The 18,185-nt window shown below is 55.4% G+C and carries 21 protein-coding genes; 13 read left to right on the top strand and 8 right to left on the bottom strand.

Features of this window, described 5'->3' with window-relative positions; all coding sequences use genetic code 11:
• Nucleotides 1–95: 95 nt before the first annotated feature.
• On the bottom strand, nucleotides 96–1,337 hold the full coding sequence (gene coaBC, locus OK438_01345; protein ID MDA4124084.1) for a bifunctional phosphopantothenoylcysteine decarboxylase/phosphopantothenate--cysteine ligase CoaBC: 1,242 nt from the start codon (nucleotides 1,335–1,337) through the stop codon (nucleotides 96–98).
• Nucleotides 1,338–1,427: 90 nt separating this feature from the next.
• Here coaBC and OK438_01350 point away from each other — a divergent pair, with 90 nt between their 5' ends.
• On the top strand, nucleotides 1,428–2,228 hold the full coding sequence (locus OK438_01350; protein ID MDA4124085.1) for a carbon-nitrogen hydrolase family protein: 801 nt from the start codon (nucleotides 1,428–1,430) through the stop codon (nucleotides 2,226–2,228).
• Nucleotides 2,229–2,252: 24 nt separating this feature from the next.
• Complete coding sequence (locus OK438_01355) at nucleotides 2,253–2,693, top strand: winged helix-turn-helix domain-containing protein (protein ID MDA4124086.1); 441 nt, start codon at nucleotides 2,253–2,255, stop codon at nucleotides 2,691–2,693.
• 192 nt (nucleotides 2,694–2,885) lie between these two features.
• On the opposite strand, the gene OK438_01360 is transcribed toward OK438_01355, so the two are convergent.
• Nucleotides 2,886–3,242 carry a hypothetical protein gene (locus OK438_01360; GenBank protein MDA4124087.1) on the bottom strand — a complete coding sequence of 119 codons (357 nt, stop codon included), beginning with the start codon at nucleotides 3,240–3,242 and terminating at the stop codon, nucleotides 2,886–2,888.
• A 795-nt stretch (nucleotides 3,243–4,037) separates the two neighbouring features.
• On the opposite strand from OK438_01360, the gene OK438_01365 reads away from it, so the two are divergent.
• From OK438_01365 to OK438_01400, 8 genes are all read left to right on the top strand, one after another.
• A complete protein-coding gene (locus OK438_01365) occupies nucleotides 4,038–4,955 on the top strand; it encodes a CBS domain-containing protein (protein ID MDA4124088.1) in 918 nt (305 codons plus the stop codon).
• A 421-nt stretch (nucleotides 4,956–5,376) separates the two neighbouring features.
• Nucleotides 5,377–6,636, top strand: coding sequence for a DUF4382 domain-containing protein (locus OK438_01370; protein ID MDA4124089.1), 1,260 nt, complete (start codon nucleotides 5,377–5,379; stop codon nucleotides 6,634–6,636).
• 520 nt (nucleotides 6,637–7,156) lie between these two features.
• Complete coding sequence (locus OK438_01375) at nucleotides 7,157–7,927, top strand: nucleotidyltransferase family protein (protein MDA4124090.1); 771 nt, start codon at nucleotides 7,157–7,159, stop codon at nucleotides 7,925–7,927.
• 352 nt (nucleotides 7,928–8,279) lie between these two features.
• The gene (locus OK438_01380; protein MDA4124091.1) at nucleotides 8,280–8,765 is read left to right on the top strand and encodes a hypothetical protein; all 486 of its coding nucleotides are present in this window, start codon (nucleotides 8,280–8,282) and stop codon (nucleotides 8,763–8,765) included.
• 108 nt (nucleotides 8,766–8,873) lie between these two features.
• Nucleotides 8,874–9,656 (top strand): hypothetical protein, encoded by a 783-nt coding sequence (locus OK438_01385; GenBank protein MDA4124092.1) that lies wholly within the window; start codon nucleotides 8,874–8,876, stop codon nucleotides 9,654–9,656.
• A gap of 80 nt (nucleotides 9,657–9,736) precedes the next feature.
• A complete protein-coding gene (locus OK438_01390) occupies nucleotides 9,737–10,144 on the top strand; it encodes a hypothetical protein (protein MDA4124093.1) in 408 nt (135 codons plus the stop codon).
• Between the two features lie 101 nt (nucleotides 10,145–10,245).
• Nucleotides 10,246–11,067: a hypothetical protein gene (locus OK438_01395; protein ID MDA4124094.1), complete on the top strand. Its 822-nt coding sequence runs from the start codon at nucleotides 10,246–10,248 to the stop codon at nucleotides 11,065–11,067.
• A gap of 103 nt (nucleotides 11,068–11,170) precedes the next feature.
• The gene (locus tag OK438_01400; GenBank protein MDA4124095.1) at nucleotides 11,171–11,716 is read left to right on the top strand and encodes a hypothetical protein; all 546 of its coding nucleotides are present in this window, start codon (nucleotides 11,171–11,173) and stop codon (nucleotides 11,714–11,716) included.
• A 252-nt stretch (nucleotides 11,717–11,968) separates the two neighbouring features.
• On the opposite strand, the gene OK438_01405 is transcribed toward OK438_01400, so the two are convergent.
• From OK438_01405 to OK438_01420, 4 genes are all read right to left on the bottom strand, one after another.
• Nucleotides 11,969–13,114 (bottom strand): hypothetical protein, encoded by a 1,146-nt coding sequence (locus tag OK438_01405; GenBank protein ID MDA4124096.1) that lies wholly within the window; start codon nucleotides 13,112–13,114, stop codon nucleotides 11,969–11,971.
• Between the two features lie 103 nt (nucleotides 13,115–13,217).
• On the bottom strand, nucleotides 13,218–13,877 hold the full coding sequence (locus tag OK438_01410) for a CdvA-like protein (protein MDA4124097.1): 660 nt from the start codon (nucleotides 13,875–13,877) through the stop codon (nucleotides 13,218–13,220).
• Between the two features lie 198 nt (nucleotides 13,878–14,075).
• Nucleotides 14,076–14,240, bottom strand: a complete 165-nt coding sequence (locus OK438_01415; protein ID MDA4124098.1) for a hypothetical protein — start codon at nucleotides 14,238–14,240, stop codon at nucleotides 14,076–14,078.
• Nucleotides 14,241–15,045: 805 nt separating this feature from the next.
• Entirely contained in the window at nucleotides 15,046–15,270 is a 225-nt protein-coding gene (locus OK438_01420; GenBank protein MDA4124099.1) for a hypothetical protein, read from the bottom strand.
• A gap of 37 nt (nucleotides 15,271–15,307) precedes the next feature.
• Here OK438_01420 and OK438_01425 point away from each other — a divergent pair, with 37 nt between their 5' ends.
• From OK438_01425 to OK438_01435, 3 genes are all read left to right on the top strand, one after another.
• Nucleotides 15,308–15,889, top strand: a complete 582-nt coding sequence (locus tag OK438_01425; GenBank protein ID MDA4124100.1) for a hypothetical protein — start codon at nucleotides 15,308–15,310, stop codon at nucleotides 15,887–15,889.
• A 115-nt stretch (nucleotides 15,890–16,004) separates the two neighbouring features.
• A complete protein-coding gene (locus OK438_01430; GenBank protein ID MDA4124101.1) occupies nucleotides 16,005–16,427 on the top strand; it encodes a hypothetical protein in 423 nt (140 codons plus the stop codon).
• 78 nt (nucleotides 16,428–16,505) lie between these two features.
• Entirely contained in the window at nucleotides 16,506–16,895 is a 390-nt protein-coding gene (locus tag OK438_01435; protein ID MDA4124102.1) for a hypothetical protein, read from the top strand.
• 20 nt (nucleotides 16,896–16,915) lie between these two features.
• Here OK438_01435 and OK438_01440 read toward each other — a convergent pair whose 3' ends face one another.
• Complete coding sequence (locus OK438_01440; GenBank protein MDA4124103.1) at nucleotides 16,916–17,269, bottom strand: hypothetical protein; 354 nt, start codon at nucleotides 17,267–17,269, stop codon at nucleotides 16,916–16,918.
• Nucleotides 17,270–17,318: 49 nt separating this feature from the next.
• The gene (locus OK438_01445; protein ID MDA4124104.1) at nucleotides 17,319–18,071 is read right to left on the bottom strand and encodes a phosphatase PAP2 family protein; all 753 of its coding nucleotides are present in this window, start codon (nucleotides 18,069–18,071) and stop codon (nucleotides 17,319–17,321) included.
• Between the last annotated feature and the right edge of the window lie 114 nt (nucleotides 18,072–18,185).

Genomic DNA, 18,185 nt, shown 5'->3' on the forward strand with positions numbered 1-18,185 from the left:
CGCTCCGTAAACATCCAGAATGGTCAGTCCTACCGCTTCACTCGAAGAGGAGTTCCTAACCAAAGACCGAGTCCCTAACTGATGTAGGGCAGAAATCACATCTTCTTCGCTACTTCGTCAACGACAGTTCTGGCTATCTCGCTTTTCGAGCGTTCGCCCACAATTCTCCTACCTTTGCCGTGGAGGATCAGCACGCTGTTGGTATCCGCAGCGAAAACCTTCCCACCGCTGACGTCGTTCGCAACGACCATGTTTACGCCCGATTCCTTCATGAATCGCTTCGCCGCCTTCGCCAAGTCTCCCCTGGAAGGTGCCGTCTCAGCCTTGAACGCAACCAGGAAGAGTTCCGGCCATCCCTCCCTGACCTCGTCGATTATTTTCTGGCTAGGCCTGAGCTTGAGAACAAAGATCCCTTCCCTCGTGTGAATCTTGCTCTTGGCCTGTGATTCTGGCGTGAAATCTGCCGGCGCTGCGGCCATTATGAAGGCATCACATTGCCCCCCCTCCAGCTCGTTGATTACCGCGTCCCGCATCTCCGATGTCGTCACGACCTTCTTCGACTTGATGAACTCGGGAGGAGGGAGCCCCCCGCCAAAGATGTAAGACACGTCTGCCCCCCTCAGCCATACCTCCCTCGCAAGTGCGAGCCCCATCTTACCAGAACTGAGGTTGGTGATGACCCTGACCGGGTCGATAAACTCTGCCGTGGGACCTCCCGTAACTATGAACTTCCTACCACTCAGGTCCCGGGTCGCCAGCCTGCGTATCGAAGCATCCACAATTTCGCCCACAGTCGCCATCTTCGCCTTCCCTTCCTCGAACCGCGGCCCGACGAACACCACCCCTTGCTCCTTCAGACGCTCCAGGTTCGCTGTCACCGCGGGGTTCCTGTACATCGGTTCGTGCGCGGCAGGACAGACCACCAGAGGTATGCCCCCGCCCAGGGCCATTGACGCGATGGTCGTGACCGGAGTATCGTCTATGCCAAGGGCTATCTTAGATATCGTGTTCGCAGTGCATGGTGCTACAAGAACCAGGTCGGCCTTCCCCTTCCAATCGCCGGCGAGCCTGACATGTTCGGTCCCGCCAGTCAGTTTTCTCACGACCGGGTTTCCGGTCGCCCACTCTAGCGTCTCCGGCCTCACCAGCCTCTCAGCCGATTCCGACATGACCGCAGTCACCTCAGCGCCGTGGCGCATTAGCTCTCTTGCGAGCGAGGGGACCTCGATCGACGCGACGCTCCCGGTCACGCAGAGAACAATCTTCCTACCGGCCAATTCCTTCCCGCGCGACGATCTTATGTCCTTGAGGGGATCACGCCCCTGTCTCTTTTCCATGCTCGCGATTCGTCCCAATGGCCGAGTATTAGCCTTGCTGAGGGGTCTCTCAGAAATGCAGAATAGGCACGCTCCGGGCCTACCAGCAGCTTGCGAGGGCTAAGGGTCGCGGCAGTCCAGCTCGGACTGTACAGGGGCCGACCAGACAAGACCGTGGCAGAGGCTGAGCGCCTAGTGCGACAGGCATCGAGGAGGGGTGGCAGACTAATCTGCCTGCCGGAACACTGGCTGCTTTCAAGGGTCCTCAAAGAGGACGACGGAGTCATGCGCCGGTTCTCAGCACTGGCCAGGGAGCTCGATGCTTTCATCAACATGGGTGCCAACTTCGAGCAGAGGGGCGTTGAAACGTATATGACAAGCACGACCCTGTCGCCGGAGGGACACGTCCTCTCCCGTCAGGACAAGATACATCTGTATCGGAGAGAGAAACAAAGAGCCCTCCCGGGTTCGCGATTCGACATCATGACCATCGACGGCTTCAAGGTTGCCGTCCTGGTCTGCCACGACGTTGTCTTCCCCGAGACAGCAAGAGAGGTGACTCTGGGGGGAGCCGAACTGCTCTTGGTCCCGTCCCTGATATCCGCAAAGGGAATCGAACCTTGGCTAATCTATTTGAGGGCTCGTGCTCTCGAGAACCGAATCCCTATCGTGGCTCCGAACATTTTCGCCCCTCCTAGAATCCCGGGCCGAAGCTGTGTCGTTGATCTGAAATATGACAGGGAGGAGCACGTGATGGAGCTGGTCGAACGAACGTTACGCGGACGGCAGACATCGATTGTGGTTGAGCTCGACCTCCTTTCAAAGAGGGATTTGCGGGAAGAAAGACTTCACGAATTGCGCAGGTCGTTCCCGTGGGCCCCAACTGGGATTAGGGCTCCAGAAAGCAAATAGCCGTGCGCTAGGGGCGCTGAGACAATGGGCCAGCCCGCCGGGAAGACGACTCGCGAAGTCAAGGGGAACACTCTGAGGGTGTATCTCTACCTCCTGCATACGGGGAACTCAGAACTCAGGGACGTCCAAAAGTCCCTGGGGTTCTCGACCCCTTCTCTCGCCTCCTACCACCTGGGAAAGCTGGTTGAGGCAGGCTATGTCTCCCAGGACGAGAAGGGAAAGTACGGAGTAGTCAAGGACTCCACTAATGAGATCCTCGAGGGATACGTCCGGATTGGGGCAGTCGTTTTTCCTCAGCTCTTCTTCTTCTCTGTGCTCTTCACCGGGGTCATAGGCTTCCTTGCGTTCGCGTCCTTCTACTCCTCTTCCTACGTCCCGCTTCTCGCGGGTGCCTCGGTGGCCCTTGTGGCCGCGTTCTGGTACGAAACGGTCAAGGTCTGGAGGCGGTTGACCTCGTGGACCTGAGCCAAGGCCGACTATTGCCTCTTGACCCTACGCTTTCCGGCTGGGCCGACCCTCCGGCCTGCAACCCTTTTGCAAGATCAAGAGAATTCGAACCTATGACAGGTCTTAGCTCATCGGGCCCCGCTTAGCGCGTGCGAGGGGAGGGTGGAGGGTGTCTGCCCATTTCGGCCCAACCGCACCGAGCCTCCACGGTCAGCGCAACCCGGTCAGACGTTTGACGGTTCTGTCATCTCTAATCCCAAGGATCTCATTGACGTACTCTTGAATTTGGGCTTTCGAGGGGTCTTCTTTCCCTTCTCGGCGCTCACGTCGTACAAGAAAATCGCACCTAATCCTGTCCTTCTCCACCGGCCGCTCATGCTTCACGCAGTAGAGCCCCGTCGAGCGCTCGCGAATTTCGCATCCCTCAGTCAACTCAATCAAGGTCGACCTAATGGCAAGAAGGGTCTCGTCGAGGGGTTGCTCTGGAGGCCTTGGTTCGCTCGGGTCTTTCGCCTTGATCCAGAGATGGTAGGCGTACGGCCTATGGGGTTCCTCCTGTCCCGTCATTCAATGACCAATGGGAATGGAGGGCTGAAAAGTCTTTGCGAACGTGGACTGAAGGACCTACCTGGATGCTAGCCCCTCCTGACCATAACCTTGTTGCGGGCTGAAATGCATCCGAAATCAAATGAAAGCGGACCGGAAAGGGCTTGCTGTACGAATCCATCAGTTCGCGTGGGGGCAGGGAGGTCCGTTTCTAAGGAAGTTGCCTGCGGACAACCTCAATCTTGTCTTAGCCGGGCGACCTGTTCGGGTGATACTCGCGAACGTGTTCCCTTTTGGCGAACTCCAGGTCAGAGTCATCCGCCGAATCCAGCTCCGCACCGCAGTCGGGGCACTTCCAGTGCGAATTCAGGGGTTTTGGGGGACTATGGGTGTCGATGGAAACTGTTCTCCTAGGCCAGTCCGGTTTCTTTGGCTCTTTGCCAAACCCCAATTCGACATCACTTGGCGGGTTATTCCCTGGTCGCGCTTGCAGTCTTTCTTTGAGGGCATAGACTATTCCGCAATTGTCGCAATACCCAAAGAGGCTCGAGTCGTCTATGGGTCTCACTTTTCCCCCGCAAACTTCACAACCTTTGGAACTCGACAACCAATTGTGACTCGTCCGGGCGTCGATTTAAGGAGAGACCCCGTCCTTGGGTCAAGGCCGTTGGGCTCGGCGGGGCCGATAGGGCCCGACAAGGGCGCAGGCGGACAACCCTTGTTTCAAAAAGCCCGCCCGTGGGGACAGACCCGATCCGTGTCGTTGTCGACCTAGACTTCATGCTTAAAAGCCACCAAGGCTCGCAATTCGGCCTATTGCGGCGCTTACAGGCGCTAATCTCGACCGTCCTTCCAGACCTGTTCAAGATGCCGAGAACAACCACAGACCCCAACTCTCCTCTGATTTACTCCGGATCGCTGCTCCACGTGTCAGACATTCAGATGCTCCCTGTGCAGAGGAATGAACTCGCCCGAAAAGGCAAGTCTGGAATCAGGCTCTACGGCGCGTTCGGGAGCTATGCTGTGCTCCAGAGCATACTCATTCTTCCGCCTGAGAACGCATACCAATTCCTGTGGACGCCAACGCGTGACTCGCTCGTCTGGATAGGGTCCGTCTCGTCGGATAGCCCTTTTGATAGGCTCCTATCCGTCTTCGAAGCTACTGGATTCGGGGCTGCCAGAGTGTCAAAACGGCAAATTCACACCCTGATTACCTTGGAGGATGTGGTCAACCTCATAAGGATGGGAGTGCTGACCTCAGAAGTCAGGATAAGTTCGATTTCGAGCGAGCCGATTACCACTTCGCGCGATACGACGTTAGCAGACGCTCTCCAACTCATGTTTGAAGGAAAGGTCAGGCGCCTGTTCCTTGACGACGAGCCCCGGAAATATATCTCGGATCGGTCCATCCTCGCGCTCCTCTTTAGCCCATACATGCTCAAGGTCGCGAGAGACTCCCCAGGGAAGTGGCTTGATCTCCGGGTCAATCAAATTCCAAAGAGAGAGGCGACCTCCGTTCCAAGTGAGGCATCATTACTGGATGCCGCGAGCTTGCTGACTCAGGGATCTGACGAGTGTCTTGTCACGAGCAAGAACCGCGTTGTCACACGATGGGATATCGTCATCAAGTCATGGAAGAAGGATCTAGAATTCGTCGCTGAGCAACCAATCTCACCTGAAGTTCGAAACAAGTTCTCCCATCGTGCGCGAATCCGAGATGCTTCGAAGGAATAGATTGCCCATAAGGAAGGTGTTCGCACGAAGAAGATCAATCACGAGCGCTTTGGACCATGTTTTGGAGGGTTAGTTGAAAGTTGAGGGTGCGCGCACTCACAGGACCCTGAAGGAGAATCTCCTTTATGCTTCAGAAACACGAAGCCTTCGACAAAGAGCGGTCAGCTTTGCATCAAGAGGGACGCGTGGCTCGGAGGCCCCTGGGGGGAAGCTATGACCTAGGTCTGGCGGGGTAGCACCACCCCGGATCTGCTAAGCTACTGAGCTCCGCTTCTGGTATTTCCCTGAATCGGAGTCCTTCTCGTGCTCGCCTGCATGAGACGAAGGCTTTCAAGACCCTTGAAACCCAGCCCTCCGGGCCTCGTCAGACATTCAAAAGCCTAGGATTATCTCCCCTTCGGTCGTAGGCTGGCCGAATAAGATGTCAGTCAAACGGAATACGATCAGGTACGGCGCCGCAGCGGCGGTGCTGGCCCTTGCTATCATTGCAACCTCTTCATTCCTCGCAGGCTCTTCAGTCCTGCCGAGTTCGAGCTCTAGCTCAATCCAAGGTCCCAAGTCACTTCTGGTCATCCAACTCACGGATCCACCGCATGTCCCCGTTGGGACTTTGTGGTTGAACATGACCTACTCCTCTCTTGACTTCTTGGTCGGCGAGCCAACAGGAGTCGACAATCAGGTAACCCCGAAGACAATCACTAACTCAACTTCTGCGACCCTCGACCTCTTGAGACTCCAGAACATATCTCAGACAATCGGCTCAATCAGCCTTCCTGACGGGTCGGTCATTTACTCGGTTACATTCCATGTCTCGGGGATTGTGATTGATATCAACGGGACAAAGCCCTATCCCTCTGTCTCTCTAGCCTCTGGGACAAGCTTCACCGTCGCAGTGGCGGGGAACCACCAGCTCCACGGAACTAACAAAGTCCTACTGCAATTGAACCCAGTTGTGGTGTACACCGGATCGGTCTACAACATGATCCCCTCGTCCGTGGGCGTCCTCAGACAGTCTGAAGGCGCGGGCGAGAGCCAAATCGGATGGGAGCATAGGCTCACTTCAAGCGATACGAAGGACTTGGACAGCGCCCAGGGGAACCTCAGCGCAAACCTCCTTACATTATCGGTCGTTACCTCGACCTCTAGCACTACCCTGACTGTGCAGGTTAACAACACCGGGAGCCAATCAATCACTCTAAACGCAATCGGAGTCTCTGGAAACTTCACGGCCCAGGGGAACAGCTGCCCATGGAGTGAGTCTTCTACGACAACCACTACCACCCTCCACACCGAATCGCCCCAGGTCACTGATAATTCGGCCAAGGATCAGCCGCGGTGCTGGCCGAACTTCTTCTTGCACGTGGTCGCCTTCGTCCCAGTCATTCCTCCAACCTCGGCACAAACCTCCACTTCCTGCGCCCTTGGCCAGTTGAGCCTGGTCACCGACGATCTGATCGGCGAACACCAGGATGGAGGTCTAGTCCTCGCTCCAGGCGAATGCATCAACCTCACATACGTTGGGATAATCAAACTAGGTGGTTTGCCGGTCGTGTTGACCCCCTCCACCGCACCAGGACAGCCCTACGGCGTCCACATTTTCGCTTCGAACGGAGCAAATCTACAGCTCGACTGCGTTCTTCCGACAGGCGCAAACAGCTGCAAAGTAGACCAGCATCCATAGCAAGATTAGGTGGTCCGCGGCGAACCCCGCGGATCGCTTTCTCCTTTTTCTCTGACCCTGAATTTCCCTTTTTCCAGGTAGTCCGGTCTCATCTATGAGAGCCGTGGGAGCTTCCTCGCATGAACTCCAGAGTGTGCCTGGAGCAGTAGGTGTCCCCGCTTATCGGACTCCCAATCCACCAGCTTGCCAGTTCATAGCACGTGGAGTCCTCGCAGAATGAGAGGTACTGAACGCGCCTGAGGATGCTCTCACTTCGCTTAGCCCTAGGTTCAAAGCTCCTCCTTCGTTGACGCCCCTCGAACCTTCGACTCAAAGTCTGTTCTCCCCAGAACCAGGACGAGACAGAGGAGTCCCTCGCCGCCCCTTCAGATCGGCGCCCCCTGGGTTGGCTTCGCGATTCACTTTCGTCTCCAGAACGGTCCAACAATAGATTCACCTTCAACGTGTGTGCTTCACAAATTGGTAAAATCTATTCGAACGCCTACAAAGGTTAAAGCAATGAGCCTCCTCCGCCGGTAATGTGAAGCCGAAGGTCGCCGCAGCCGTCCTCTGTGGAGGAAGAGGTGAGAGGCTGCGACCTCTTACAGACTTCTTCCAGAAGACAATGATCCCGATCGGAGAACGAAGGCGCCCGTTGCTCGAGTACATCGTCAGGCTCTTGGTCCACCACGGAATTCGCGACATAACCATGCTCGGGAGCTACAGAATGAAGGAAATCAGGGATTACTTCAAGGAGGGTTCCGCCTTCGGAGCAAGGATAGCGTATTCCAAGGACAAGAAGGGAGAAAGAGGGAGCCTCAGCGCACTTGCCGGAGCTCTAAGTAGGGCATCCATACCGAAGTGCGACGTGCTGATAGTGTATTATGGAGACATTCTCTCCGACCTTGACATTACTAGGCTGGTCTTGGTCCACAGCAACGAGAAGGCAGATGCCACCCTCGTCCTGTCGAGGGGATACACCTTGCCAATAGGTGTCGCCACGGTGAGGGGCGGCCGTCGGGTCGTCGCCATGGAGGAGAAGCCTACTCTAGACCTCAGCATTACCACTGGTTGCATGGCCCTCGGACCGCGGGCGATGAGGTCGGCCCTTGAAATCGCAGGAAAAGGGAGGGGTGACCTGATGTCGGACTTCGTTCCCGAGCTCCTCAAGCGAAAGGTCAAGGTCGCTGCGTACTACACAACTGGACTTTGGTACGATGTTGGGGCGCTAACCAGCTATGAGAAACTTAACTCAGAGCTCAAGGACGACTCCCTGTCCTATATTCGGGATCAACCAGCGGCGCACCCTTGAGGTTGGTCAGGTGGAAAAGGCCAGAGGTCCGAAACCTCGGACAACCTTGACTTCAAGTGCCTTCCAATAAGGTAGGAACCTCCACTCATTGCAAGATTGAGGGGCAGCGGAGCTGGGGTTCACCCAGCCCCTGATTACATGGACCCTAGACGTTCCTCAGTGCGAAGAACTTCTGCCCCGAAATCCAGTTCAGCGCCTTCTCTAGTTAGGGCTTCTTGCCGTTTCCAATGTGAGAATGGGGAATCCGGTCCCAAAAAGGCAGCCCTCCTCCCCACTTGCCCCTCTGAGAGATGGTGCTCCCGCGGAGAAGGAATAAAATGACTTGTCTGAACCTGGCGGCGGGGCGGAGAGTTTGACGATAGTACCTTTGGCGAAGTTCGGGGGGATGCCGGGAATCGGGACGATAATGCTGAACTCTGCTGGCGAATTTCGTGACAAGGAAGGCTTGGGAGTTCCCGGCTACATAGCAGAAGAAGCAGGTAATTTGTTGAGCAAGCTCGCATCTCCTGGCCCTCTGTCACGTCCACTCGTAGTAACTGGCAAGTCAGGGATAGTGCACACATTTGCCTTCGGCTTTGGCGACCTAGGAAAGCCAACAGTAGCATGTGATATCGTCGTCGGCTCCAATCCCGTCGATGAGACGAAAGTTCTCTCCCTCTTCATCAAGGTGTACGACGTTGGGGCCAAGAACGCCATCCTCTGTGTGATTCCGAGCCTCATGCCTCAGGCCAAGAAGCTGGCAGGTCTTTACAAGATAATAGTGGTCGAAGCGCTTGACAAGAACCAGGCCGCCTCTAGACTGGCCGAAGTCCTCGAGAAAATCTCCACGCCCAGGTAGACTAACCGGTAAACCTATATGAATCGGAAGGTGAAAGAACGGGTAAGGCTGTCTTCTATTCTACCGACTTAAATAATCCGACGAAGTGGTGTATCGTACAACTAAGACATGAAACAAGCCAAGCGACGTATTTTCGCCTATCATTATGCTCCAGGTAAGAAGCTTTTCAACGTCGTCGTGACTCTAAAGGACGTTCCCGGCGCCCTGAGCAGTGTCTTGGAGCTCCTTAGCGACAGGGTGAATCTCATTGGAAGCGTGAGCTACGCGACTGGTGATGGCAGTGCGATCTGGAGTGGTTTTGCTCAATCTCTTTCTCAAAGAGAATCAACTGCCAATCTGAAACGTCTCCTAGGAAGGTCAAAGATGGTTAAGGAGTCATGGGTCGGACAAGGCCAACAAGGCTTCCTCGTCGACTCGTTTCACACTGGCATCGATATCGATAGCGAGTCCTTCATGCTATCACCAAGGAAGGGCACGTCGCAGATGTTCGAGATGCTGGTGAAGACATTCGGGACTGGAGGAGAAACAATACTCTTCAATGAAGGAGTGGAGATGGGTAGATTTACGGCGGAGTACTTCAGAAAGATCCTGGGTCCAGAGCTCGCCAAGAAGAACCCCTCGAAGTACGGTTCGGTATTCGGGGCTGAAGGGTGGGGTGCTGGTACTCTCTTAAAGAGTCGGACTGATGGGAAGGTCAGGATCAGAGTAGCAGAATGCTTCGAATGCTCAACCAAGAGCGATGTCAGGACGACCTGCACCTTCAGGAGAGGTCACATCCAGGGCTTTACCTCGACGATCCTAGAACGCCCGATGACGAGCGTCGAGACTACCTGCCGGTTTAGGGGTGGGCCTTACTGTCAGTTCGAACTGAGCGACGCGAGGCCGAAATGAGGCACTTCCTCACCGAGGGCGTTGAATTATCTCGTCGAACGAGATCTGATCGCCTGGAAGAAGAATCAGGTGCCTATTAGATGGTCTCAGCGATGGCTTCTGAGTCCGACCGTGTAGCCCGAGAAATCGTCCAATCACTGAATGAGCATGAGCCTGGCGCGCCATTCGAAAGCCCCATCACTGTTGTGGGCAGGTCCGGGGTTCGCCATTCTTTCTCCTTTGGCTCCAAGACCAACGAAGGTGCGAACGTAGTCGGGGATATCATCTTCTCATCGAGTCCAATTGACGAGACAAGGATCCTGTCTCTGTACATCAAGGTCTACGACGTGGGGGCGAAACGTGCCATTCTGTGTGCCCTGCCCTCCATCACGCCAGAAGCAAGGAAACTCTCAGACCTCTACAGCATTGCCGTTGTCGAGAGCCCGGACGAGGGGGAACTCGCGGAAATGGTCTCAAAGACTGCCCAGAAGCACTTGAAATCGCATTAGCCGGACAGCTGGGCCCGACCTAGGGAAGGGCGAACCAGACTCAGCAAGATTGAAATACGAATCGGCCGCCGATTCGACTTCTTGCAGGGTGCTTTGTTCCGTTGAACTGCGAATTCTGTGGGAAAGAGGAAGCCCTGCCGTTTGTTTGCAACTATTGCGGAAGCGCCATCTGTCCTGACCACAGGCTACCTGAGGCGCACCAGTGCAAGGGAGACCTGTCTCAAAGGAGGACCATAGTCGCACCCCCGCAGACCACCTTCAGCTGGCAGGATTCAGCCACATCTCAGCCGCTTCCCCCGCCTCAGCGGACAGGGGTCTTCTCAGCGATAGAAGTCAGAGACATACTCATAGCTTGGCTCGCCCTCGGGGTCGCGTTCTCCCTCGCTCTTTCCGGAGTAGGACTCACATTCTTGTTCGGAGGCCAAGGTCTAGGACTTGGGGACATCATCGCCCTGTTCCCGATTGCCCTAGTCACCGTGGGGTCGGGTTTCGTACTCCACGAACTCAGCCACAAGTTCGTCGCCCAGAGGTACGGTTACTGGGCTGAATTCAGGATGTGGCTTCAGGGCCTCTACCTCGCGCTCATTACGTCCCTCTTCGGTGTTATCATCGCCGCGCCGGGCGCCACCTATATTTCTGGGATCAGTATCTCCCGCGTCCAAAACGGGTGGATCTCCCTGGCAGGGCCCCTGACCAACGTCGCCCTCGCCGCTGTTTTCCTTCCTGTCTTCTACTTTGGAGGGGGGACTTGGCAACTCCTCGGGTACCTCGGAGTGCGTATCAACATCCTCCTTGCAGCCTTCAATATGCTCCCCCTCGGCCCTCTGGACGGCGCTAAGGTCTTCAGGTGGAGTTTCGTGCTCTGGGTTCTAGTATTCGCCCCGCTTGCGGGCGCCTATGTCTACACCTCCTGGATTCTGTAATATCGGTCCAGGAGAGAATTTGTCATATCAAACGACCCACTCTGTTAAGATAATCCATCTCGGTCTGCTAAAGCATCGAGCGGGCCCTAACTTAACGGTCAAGATGTCATCCCTCCAGCCGCTTGGACTTCTGATGGTACTCAAAGAGTGGGCTGTCTCCACCGGGGCCTTCCGCCGGAACCGCATGGACCCGGGGAAAAAGGTGCTCGCAGCGGCGCTGTGCAACGCAGGCTACTCCTACCGGGAGGTCGCGGGCATGGTCGGAGGGCTTTCATACATCGCCGCCAGGGACGCCTACTTGGCCTTGCTCACCAGTCTTCCCGAGGAGGCCAGGAAGTACCGCCGCGAAGTTGCGATCGACGGCGCGGACGTTACCGTAGGAGGGCGCGGATTCTATCTTTGGATTGCGAGGGACGTCGACAGCGGGGAGATAATGTCGTTCCACGGATCTTCGTCAGGCTCGGCGGAAGACTCCGCAAGATTCCTTGCGAGCGTCGGTGCTCAATGTGCCAACAGGCCCCTCGTCAGGCTCGGAGTGGGGCAGAACTTTCCTCGAGAACTTCTGAACTTGGATTTGTACTTCCAAATGGCACCCACTCAGTCTCTGATCGGAAGGCTGGGAAGGATATTCATGGGTTCAGGACAATAGGGTCTACTTGCTATCGGTCCGGGCGACACCCTAGTCTTCATGCCCCGCGACATACTTGTTTGCGAATCCGACTCGGGCCCTGTACCAAGTTCCTCTAGAAAGGGGCCACGCTCTCAGTCTCCGGGCAGTACCGACGTTGATATCAAACTCGATACTCTCCTCAGAGAGCCCAACATTCAATTTCAATGTGTTCAGAAGAGGAGCGTACTACACACAAAATGGGCACGAGGGCGGGGCTCTTTACTATCTCTTTCAATTCATGTTAGAGAACCCGAGGAGCGCGCTCGCTTCCTCTGCCCGGGGGCCAAGGGTCCTGATTCTATTTTTGACGAAGTCAAGGGTCAACGTCTCATCGACCAAGGTCGAATTCCCGTAAAGAGCGTTGATTAGGGACCGGAACCTGGGAATCATCACCTTGACTACTGCGCTCAGGAGGTCGAAGCAATTCAACTCCTGAAGGACGTCGGTTGCCCCTAGACGAACCTTCGAAATCGAAACCTTCCTCTGCTTCATCTCGATCATTAGGGCAAGGATGCTTTCCATGGCAGCCTCCACTGGTTTCGTCTTCAGGTGTTTGCGGAGCGTCTCCATCTCGCTGACTTCGACGGTCCCTTGGGCGTTCGTATAGGTTATGGTCACATACTTTCGCTCATTTAACCAAGAGTGAATCAGGTTGAGTTTCTTCCCTTCCCCGCCATCAAGATCCACGACCAGCGAAGTGTCTGAAAGCTCAACCCGCTTGATGATGTATTGGTCCACCCTCTCAAAGACAGGTGCCGACTTCCTCTTCACCAGCGACTTCGCAAATCCAATCGGTATTCGGAGTTCCTTCTTTAGGAGCCCAAACCCAACTGGTTTCGCAAGAATCTCCTCAGCTTGTGCGTCAAGTGAGAACTGATACTCGATTCCGCCTTCGCACTTTTCCATTAGGCTCGCCTCGTACTCCTTGTCAACGAGCCGCAAGGTCAACAGGGTTTCGGTGACTGGCAAAGGGGAAGAAGCGAAATACGCTTCGAGGCTCCTGATTGCCTTCGTCCGCTCAGTGACTAGGTGAGAGTTGAACTCCTCTTCGTCCGCTTCCACTTCAGCCTTTACCCTGGCCTTCGCGTTCACGATAGCACCATCAAGCGCGCTCATTACTTGGGCTGACATTAGCTCTGTGTACTTGCTCGGTATCTCGACCTTAAGCTGTTCAAGGACCCTGCTCACTTCAATCCTAAATTCATCGACCTTCGCTCCCTGGCTATCGCCTGCGAGTCTGGCGGTTGCCGCCCTCTGTTTGAGTGCCTCGGCGGTGCTGGCAAACCTGACGGCATCGAAGAGGTTGGTCAGAAACTGCTTGAACGAAGCCAAGTCGATGTATCGGGCCGAGGAGGGTTTCTGGGCGACATTATACATCGGGTCTCACCAAGGGTCTCCCCCAGCGGAAGTTTGAGCGCGCTTATGGACCCTCATAGGCATCTTTGGGTCGCCCATCCCCGATGCCATCACACAGGTGAATTCAGGAGCCGGTCGCCTTAATCGTCGCCTTGATGCTAACCGGAGCGCTCTCGGGTCCCATCACGTCTCGACCAATCAGTTCTGAGATCGAATCCAGCACCCTGTTGAGCTCTTCTTTCTCGCGTGCATCTCTCGCGGTCATCGAGTTCGACATCTCCATCATGGCTTTGTACCCTGCTTCGTCGATCTCCCCCGAGCGTGAGTAGACTTTGATGTTGACAAGGAACTCCTCCAACACCTCTTCTTGCTGTTCGAGCTCCTTGACTCTCTGGGTGATCTTCTTGCCAAACTCACTGAAGGATATCTGAATCTTATCAAATTGTTCCTCGTACTGCTGGTACATCCTGTCATGCGTCACCTTACTTATTTCGCCCTCCTTCCTGAGATCAGTCAGTGCCTGCAGTCTTTTCTTGACCATCTCCTGCTCTCTTGAGAGCACCTCGCTTTCAATCTTCCAGGCCGGCACGACAACAAAACCATCTTTGTCAGTGAGCAGGCGAGAAGAGGGGTACTCCGCGAATTTACCCTTTCCCTCATCCACGCCTATGGATTTCACCTCACCCGAAGTGTCAATCGAGAAGCCGATCGCGAGTCCTGCATTTCTGCCGTACAGGTCCTTAACTGGCTTGCCCACCAAGGGTGTTATTGAGTCAGGTTTCATGTAACCTTCAGTTCATGATACGAGTATTATCGCGAGGAGTGAATTTCCCTTCTTAATGTTGTCAATTGACATACAAGCTTAGCTGGGCAGTCGTGCCAGACATGGTCTCGTGACCGCTGGACCTGCTGACCAATTGGCACCACCTGCACGTAACCCCAAACATGCTGCGAAAGCCTCTTGCTTGCGTGGAAGTGGGCACTAGGCGTCCAGCTCCATAATCAGCCGATAAAGGACGGTCCCGGTCATGATGGTGGTCATCCTCCTTGCTTTCACGGTTAGCAACGCGCTTTCCCGAGCTCCAACGCATGTCACGAAGGAACTCGCGCTGAATGGGGCGGTGATGTGTCTCGCCCAATCCTTCAACGCATCCATTCGAGGGGACCGGACATGATAACAATCCAGATACTCATTCCACAGGAGCCTCGGGTCAGGGTGCATGTGCTCGAGGTATCACCAAGTGGCGTTGCTATCAGAGCTATCCGCAACGAGGTAAGACCAAAAGAAGAACCTAGTTCAGCTCAAGCACTCGCGCGCCAAGGACTCGCGGCTAACGCTCGAGGATCTCCGAAATCCAAACCCGAGGGTATGTTGCCTGCTGTCGGAAATCGTCCACGACGGACCATAATGCAGTGAGGAACCAGGGGGTTCAGGGTCAACAAAGGGTCAATCGAAGAGGATATTTGACCGTGGTCTAATCGACGGGGGCTTTTCCCTAGACGCCTTTGATGAGTTCCCTCCTAGGGTCACCTCCTGACTCGGAAAATCTGTCACTTCGAATTAGGGTGCTTCTTTGGTCCCAGGTGCCGTTCTGTTACCCTTTGGGGACACTATAGGTGGAGAAAGCTTGTTTCGTGGCACTATCCTCAAGGGGAACTAGATGCAAATGGGCGAAAGCGGCCCGGAGTGGCGGAAACGAATTTCTCGAGATTCCAGGAAAGAGGGACCCGCCTCTTGTCGAGTGCGGGTCCCCGACTGAATCCAGGCATCTGTGATTTGGTAAATTGCTAACGTTGACCCCTCATTGGTTAGGTCAAATGGAAAGCTTATCTAGGCTTCACGTCTTACTTCATCTTAAGGTAGCGATTTTGCAGGTTAATCGAAGGGCCATCAGCTCGATATTGGTAGTATTAGTTGTCGTGATTCTTGTCGGCGGAGGTGCGGTTGCATACTACGTGGTATCGACAAAGCCAGCGAGTACTGGCTCGGCAACGTCAACAACAGGGACGTCCACAACGTCGGCCAGCACAAGCGCCGCTGCTACCACCTCTACCACTGGAACGACTGCCTCAGCGAGTTCTTCTGCGGTCACGACTACGACGCCTTCAGGAACAACTACCGCTACTATCAGTGAGAGTTCCGCCACTAGCACTTTGACCTGCCAAACGACTACCACTACAACCTCAGCTACGGATCACACGCCTCAATACATCATGCTAGTTCAGCAATTCAAGGCGATCCAATTCAAGGCCGCTGGGGTAACAAACGGAACTCAACACTTTAACGAAACGTTCGGCTACCATGTAACTTCTAACTCTGGAGGAATAATCAACATGACAATTACGTCGGTCTCTGGGACTCAAGGCACTTCAATTGTGGCTCTGGTGGACTCGAACAACAACACGGTCCTGTCTGTCTCATTCTCAGGGTTCAAAGTAACCGGGAGTCAAGCGAAGACGGAGTTCGATAGTTTCATGGCCTTGTTCGGGTTAGAAGGGTACTACGGAGGGCAGGTTGGTGTGTTGACAGACTCATCATACTTCCATTCCACGGGTACGTCGTCGTTCACAAACGGGACTTCGTTCCAAGTCACCAACTACGAGGCGAATACTCTTCCGCAGATGGTTAACTCGTGCGGGTTTGGTTTCAATCTCACTGCCTACACTCTCTCGGTCGGGACTCCCCCTAACACATCACTTCAATTCATTACATTCCTGCACATTGCAGGGACAAATCTATCGAACCAGAGCACCGAGGACTACACTTTCCAGCTGGTCTCGATGACCGTCGCCTAGGTTCCTCTTTCCGCGAGTGAAGCTCAGGACTTCGATTTTACGTAGCCCTTGTGGCCTATCACCAATCGCGACAAACGATTTTATCGTCACTCCCGGCGTGCTACGGCCGTAGACTTTGGCAAAAAGCATCAAACTCTACTGGAACGAAAGGACTCTGAACAGCGGGGACGCCCTAGGCCTCCTCTTTGGGGACAGGAAGGAGACTTTGAAGGCGGCGAAACTTGTCATCTCAAGGATGAAGGAAGCGAACACCCTCTCGATGACCAAGAGGGAGCTCCGGTTCTTCGCGAAGGAACTGCAGACCGGAAAGCTGGGGGTGAAGTACAGCTATCACAACTTCTACACGAAGCTGCTCAGGAAGCTGCTCGACCTGGGTTTCGTCGAAAAGGACGTCCTGATCTGGGACCAGAAGAGACGTAAGACGGTCGCGGTGTATCAGCTGAAGATCCAGTCCATCCCCGAAAGAGCTCCCTCAGGGGGTTTCGTCCGGCATGCCTGGCAGGTGGCCAAGGGGTGGAACGACCTCGTCCAGAGCTGAAAGCAGCGAAGGCGAGGGTTCCAGTATTCGCATCGATGTTGATATCAACAATGATAGTGGAAAAGCAGGTCGCTTCCCGTGATTGATGTGGACTGCAGCGAGCTGACAACGGACGAACAGCTCGCGCTGGCATCTGAGATAAGCGACGCCCTGGAGGGAAGGTGGGTCGCCCTAGTCAGAGACCAGAAGATAGTGCTCGGACAGGTGACGGGAGGGGAGCTTGACAAAGGGGTCGTGCAGTCGGTGGTCGAGGACTTTGTAAGTCGGCGTAAGGGGCACGAATGGTACTCGTTGGAGAGGAAGGGAGACACGCTCTTCGTCCACGGAGCGGACCCCATCCCCGCGATGGAGAAGAGGCCGAAGCCGGGACTCCCTCCGAACGTGCTGCAGTGTCCATTCTGTCCGTTCGTGACTCCGTACCAGGAGGCCTTGGTAGTCCACACCAGGGCACATGGTTTCGTGGCATGACTGAGAGGGGTTTCCCCTGGCTAGTAGTTCTGGAAGCTGCGGATCCTGAACGCGCCTATCACGAGGGCGATCCCCGCGATCACCAGCAGAACGGGGAGGAACGGGACTTGATAGCCGAAGAAGACAATCGGCGCGTATATCACGGTCAGGAGGGCGCCAAGTCCGATGGTGAGGGGGCTAAGCTTCAGGCGCGATAGGGTGCGGATGAGATTGAGGAGGAGCAGCAGCAGGCCGACCCCAAGGGCAAAGCGGGCGTCGCTGATGGCCTCGGTGATGCGCAGGATGTTGCCGCCAAAGTAGACCCCCCAGACTGTGCCGAGCCATATGAGGACGATGCCCCAGAAGATGTTGTTCAGCGTCTCGTTGTGGACCAACCGATGGCTCTCCCCACGGGAAGTTCTCTTAAAGAGATGCTAGTCACGCTTAGAGCGAGAGCCTTCCCTTCCCAAACACCTTCTCAAGGTAGGCACCCAGCCTCGAGGCCCGGTCCCTGAAAAAGAGCTGATTCACCGCAATGCCCCCGAAGGCAATGGCAGCCCCCAGGGCAATACCGCCAAGTACGTCCGTCGGGTAGTGGGCCCCGACGTAGACCCGGGAGAAGCAGACGACCGCGGCCTCGACAGCGAGAAGGGACGCGACCCACCTACGGCGGAAGGTCGCGAGCGAGTAGACGGCCCCGATAGAGACAATCAGAGCATGACCGGAGGGGAAGGAAAAGTCTGTGTCGAAGGGCACGCGCAGGGAGAAAGACGGCAAGGAGGCAAAGCTTCCTTGGCCGATGAACACCGCGATCCTCTCTCTCATCACCAGGGCCTTGGCCACCTCACCGGCGGCTATGCCCACCAGGAAGACCAGAGCCAAGCCGAGGGCAAGAAGCCGGGTGCGGCGGTCCCCGAAGAGAAAGACCAAGCCCACAACTGGCACCCAGAAGTACTCCCGACCATAGAGCGCGGCCGAAACGAAAACTGCGTTCAGGGTTGCGCCGACGCCCAGTCCGTTGACCCAAAGGGCGGCCTGGAAATCAGCCTGGTAGAAGGAGGTGGAGAAGGTGACAGCCGCTGCGAGGAGGACGAATACGAAGAAGGGAAGCAACGCAAGGGCTGCAAGGGGTCTGCTTCTCAACAGCGACAGCGTCCGCTTGAAGGCGCTATTTCTCCTTACCTGACCAGCTTCCATATTCTCCCAGGCTTTCTGGAGGTGTTAAGCTAAGGGGGGGCAAGGATGACACGCATCGGGTAGAGTTATCCTAACAGCCGCAAACGTCCCGGGACCAGTCCATTGTGGCGGGTT

This window comes from Nitrososphaerota archaeon, from assembly GCA_027887005.1.
Classification (GTDB): domain Archaea; phylum Thermoproteota; class Nitrososphaeria; order Nitrososphaerales; family Gagatemarchaeaceae; genus UBA183.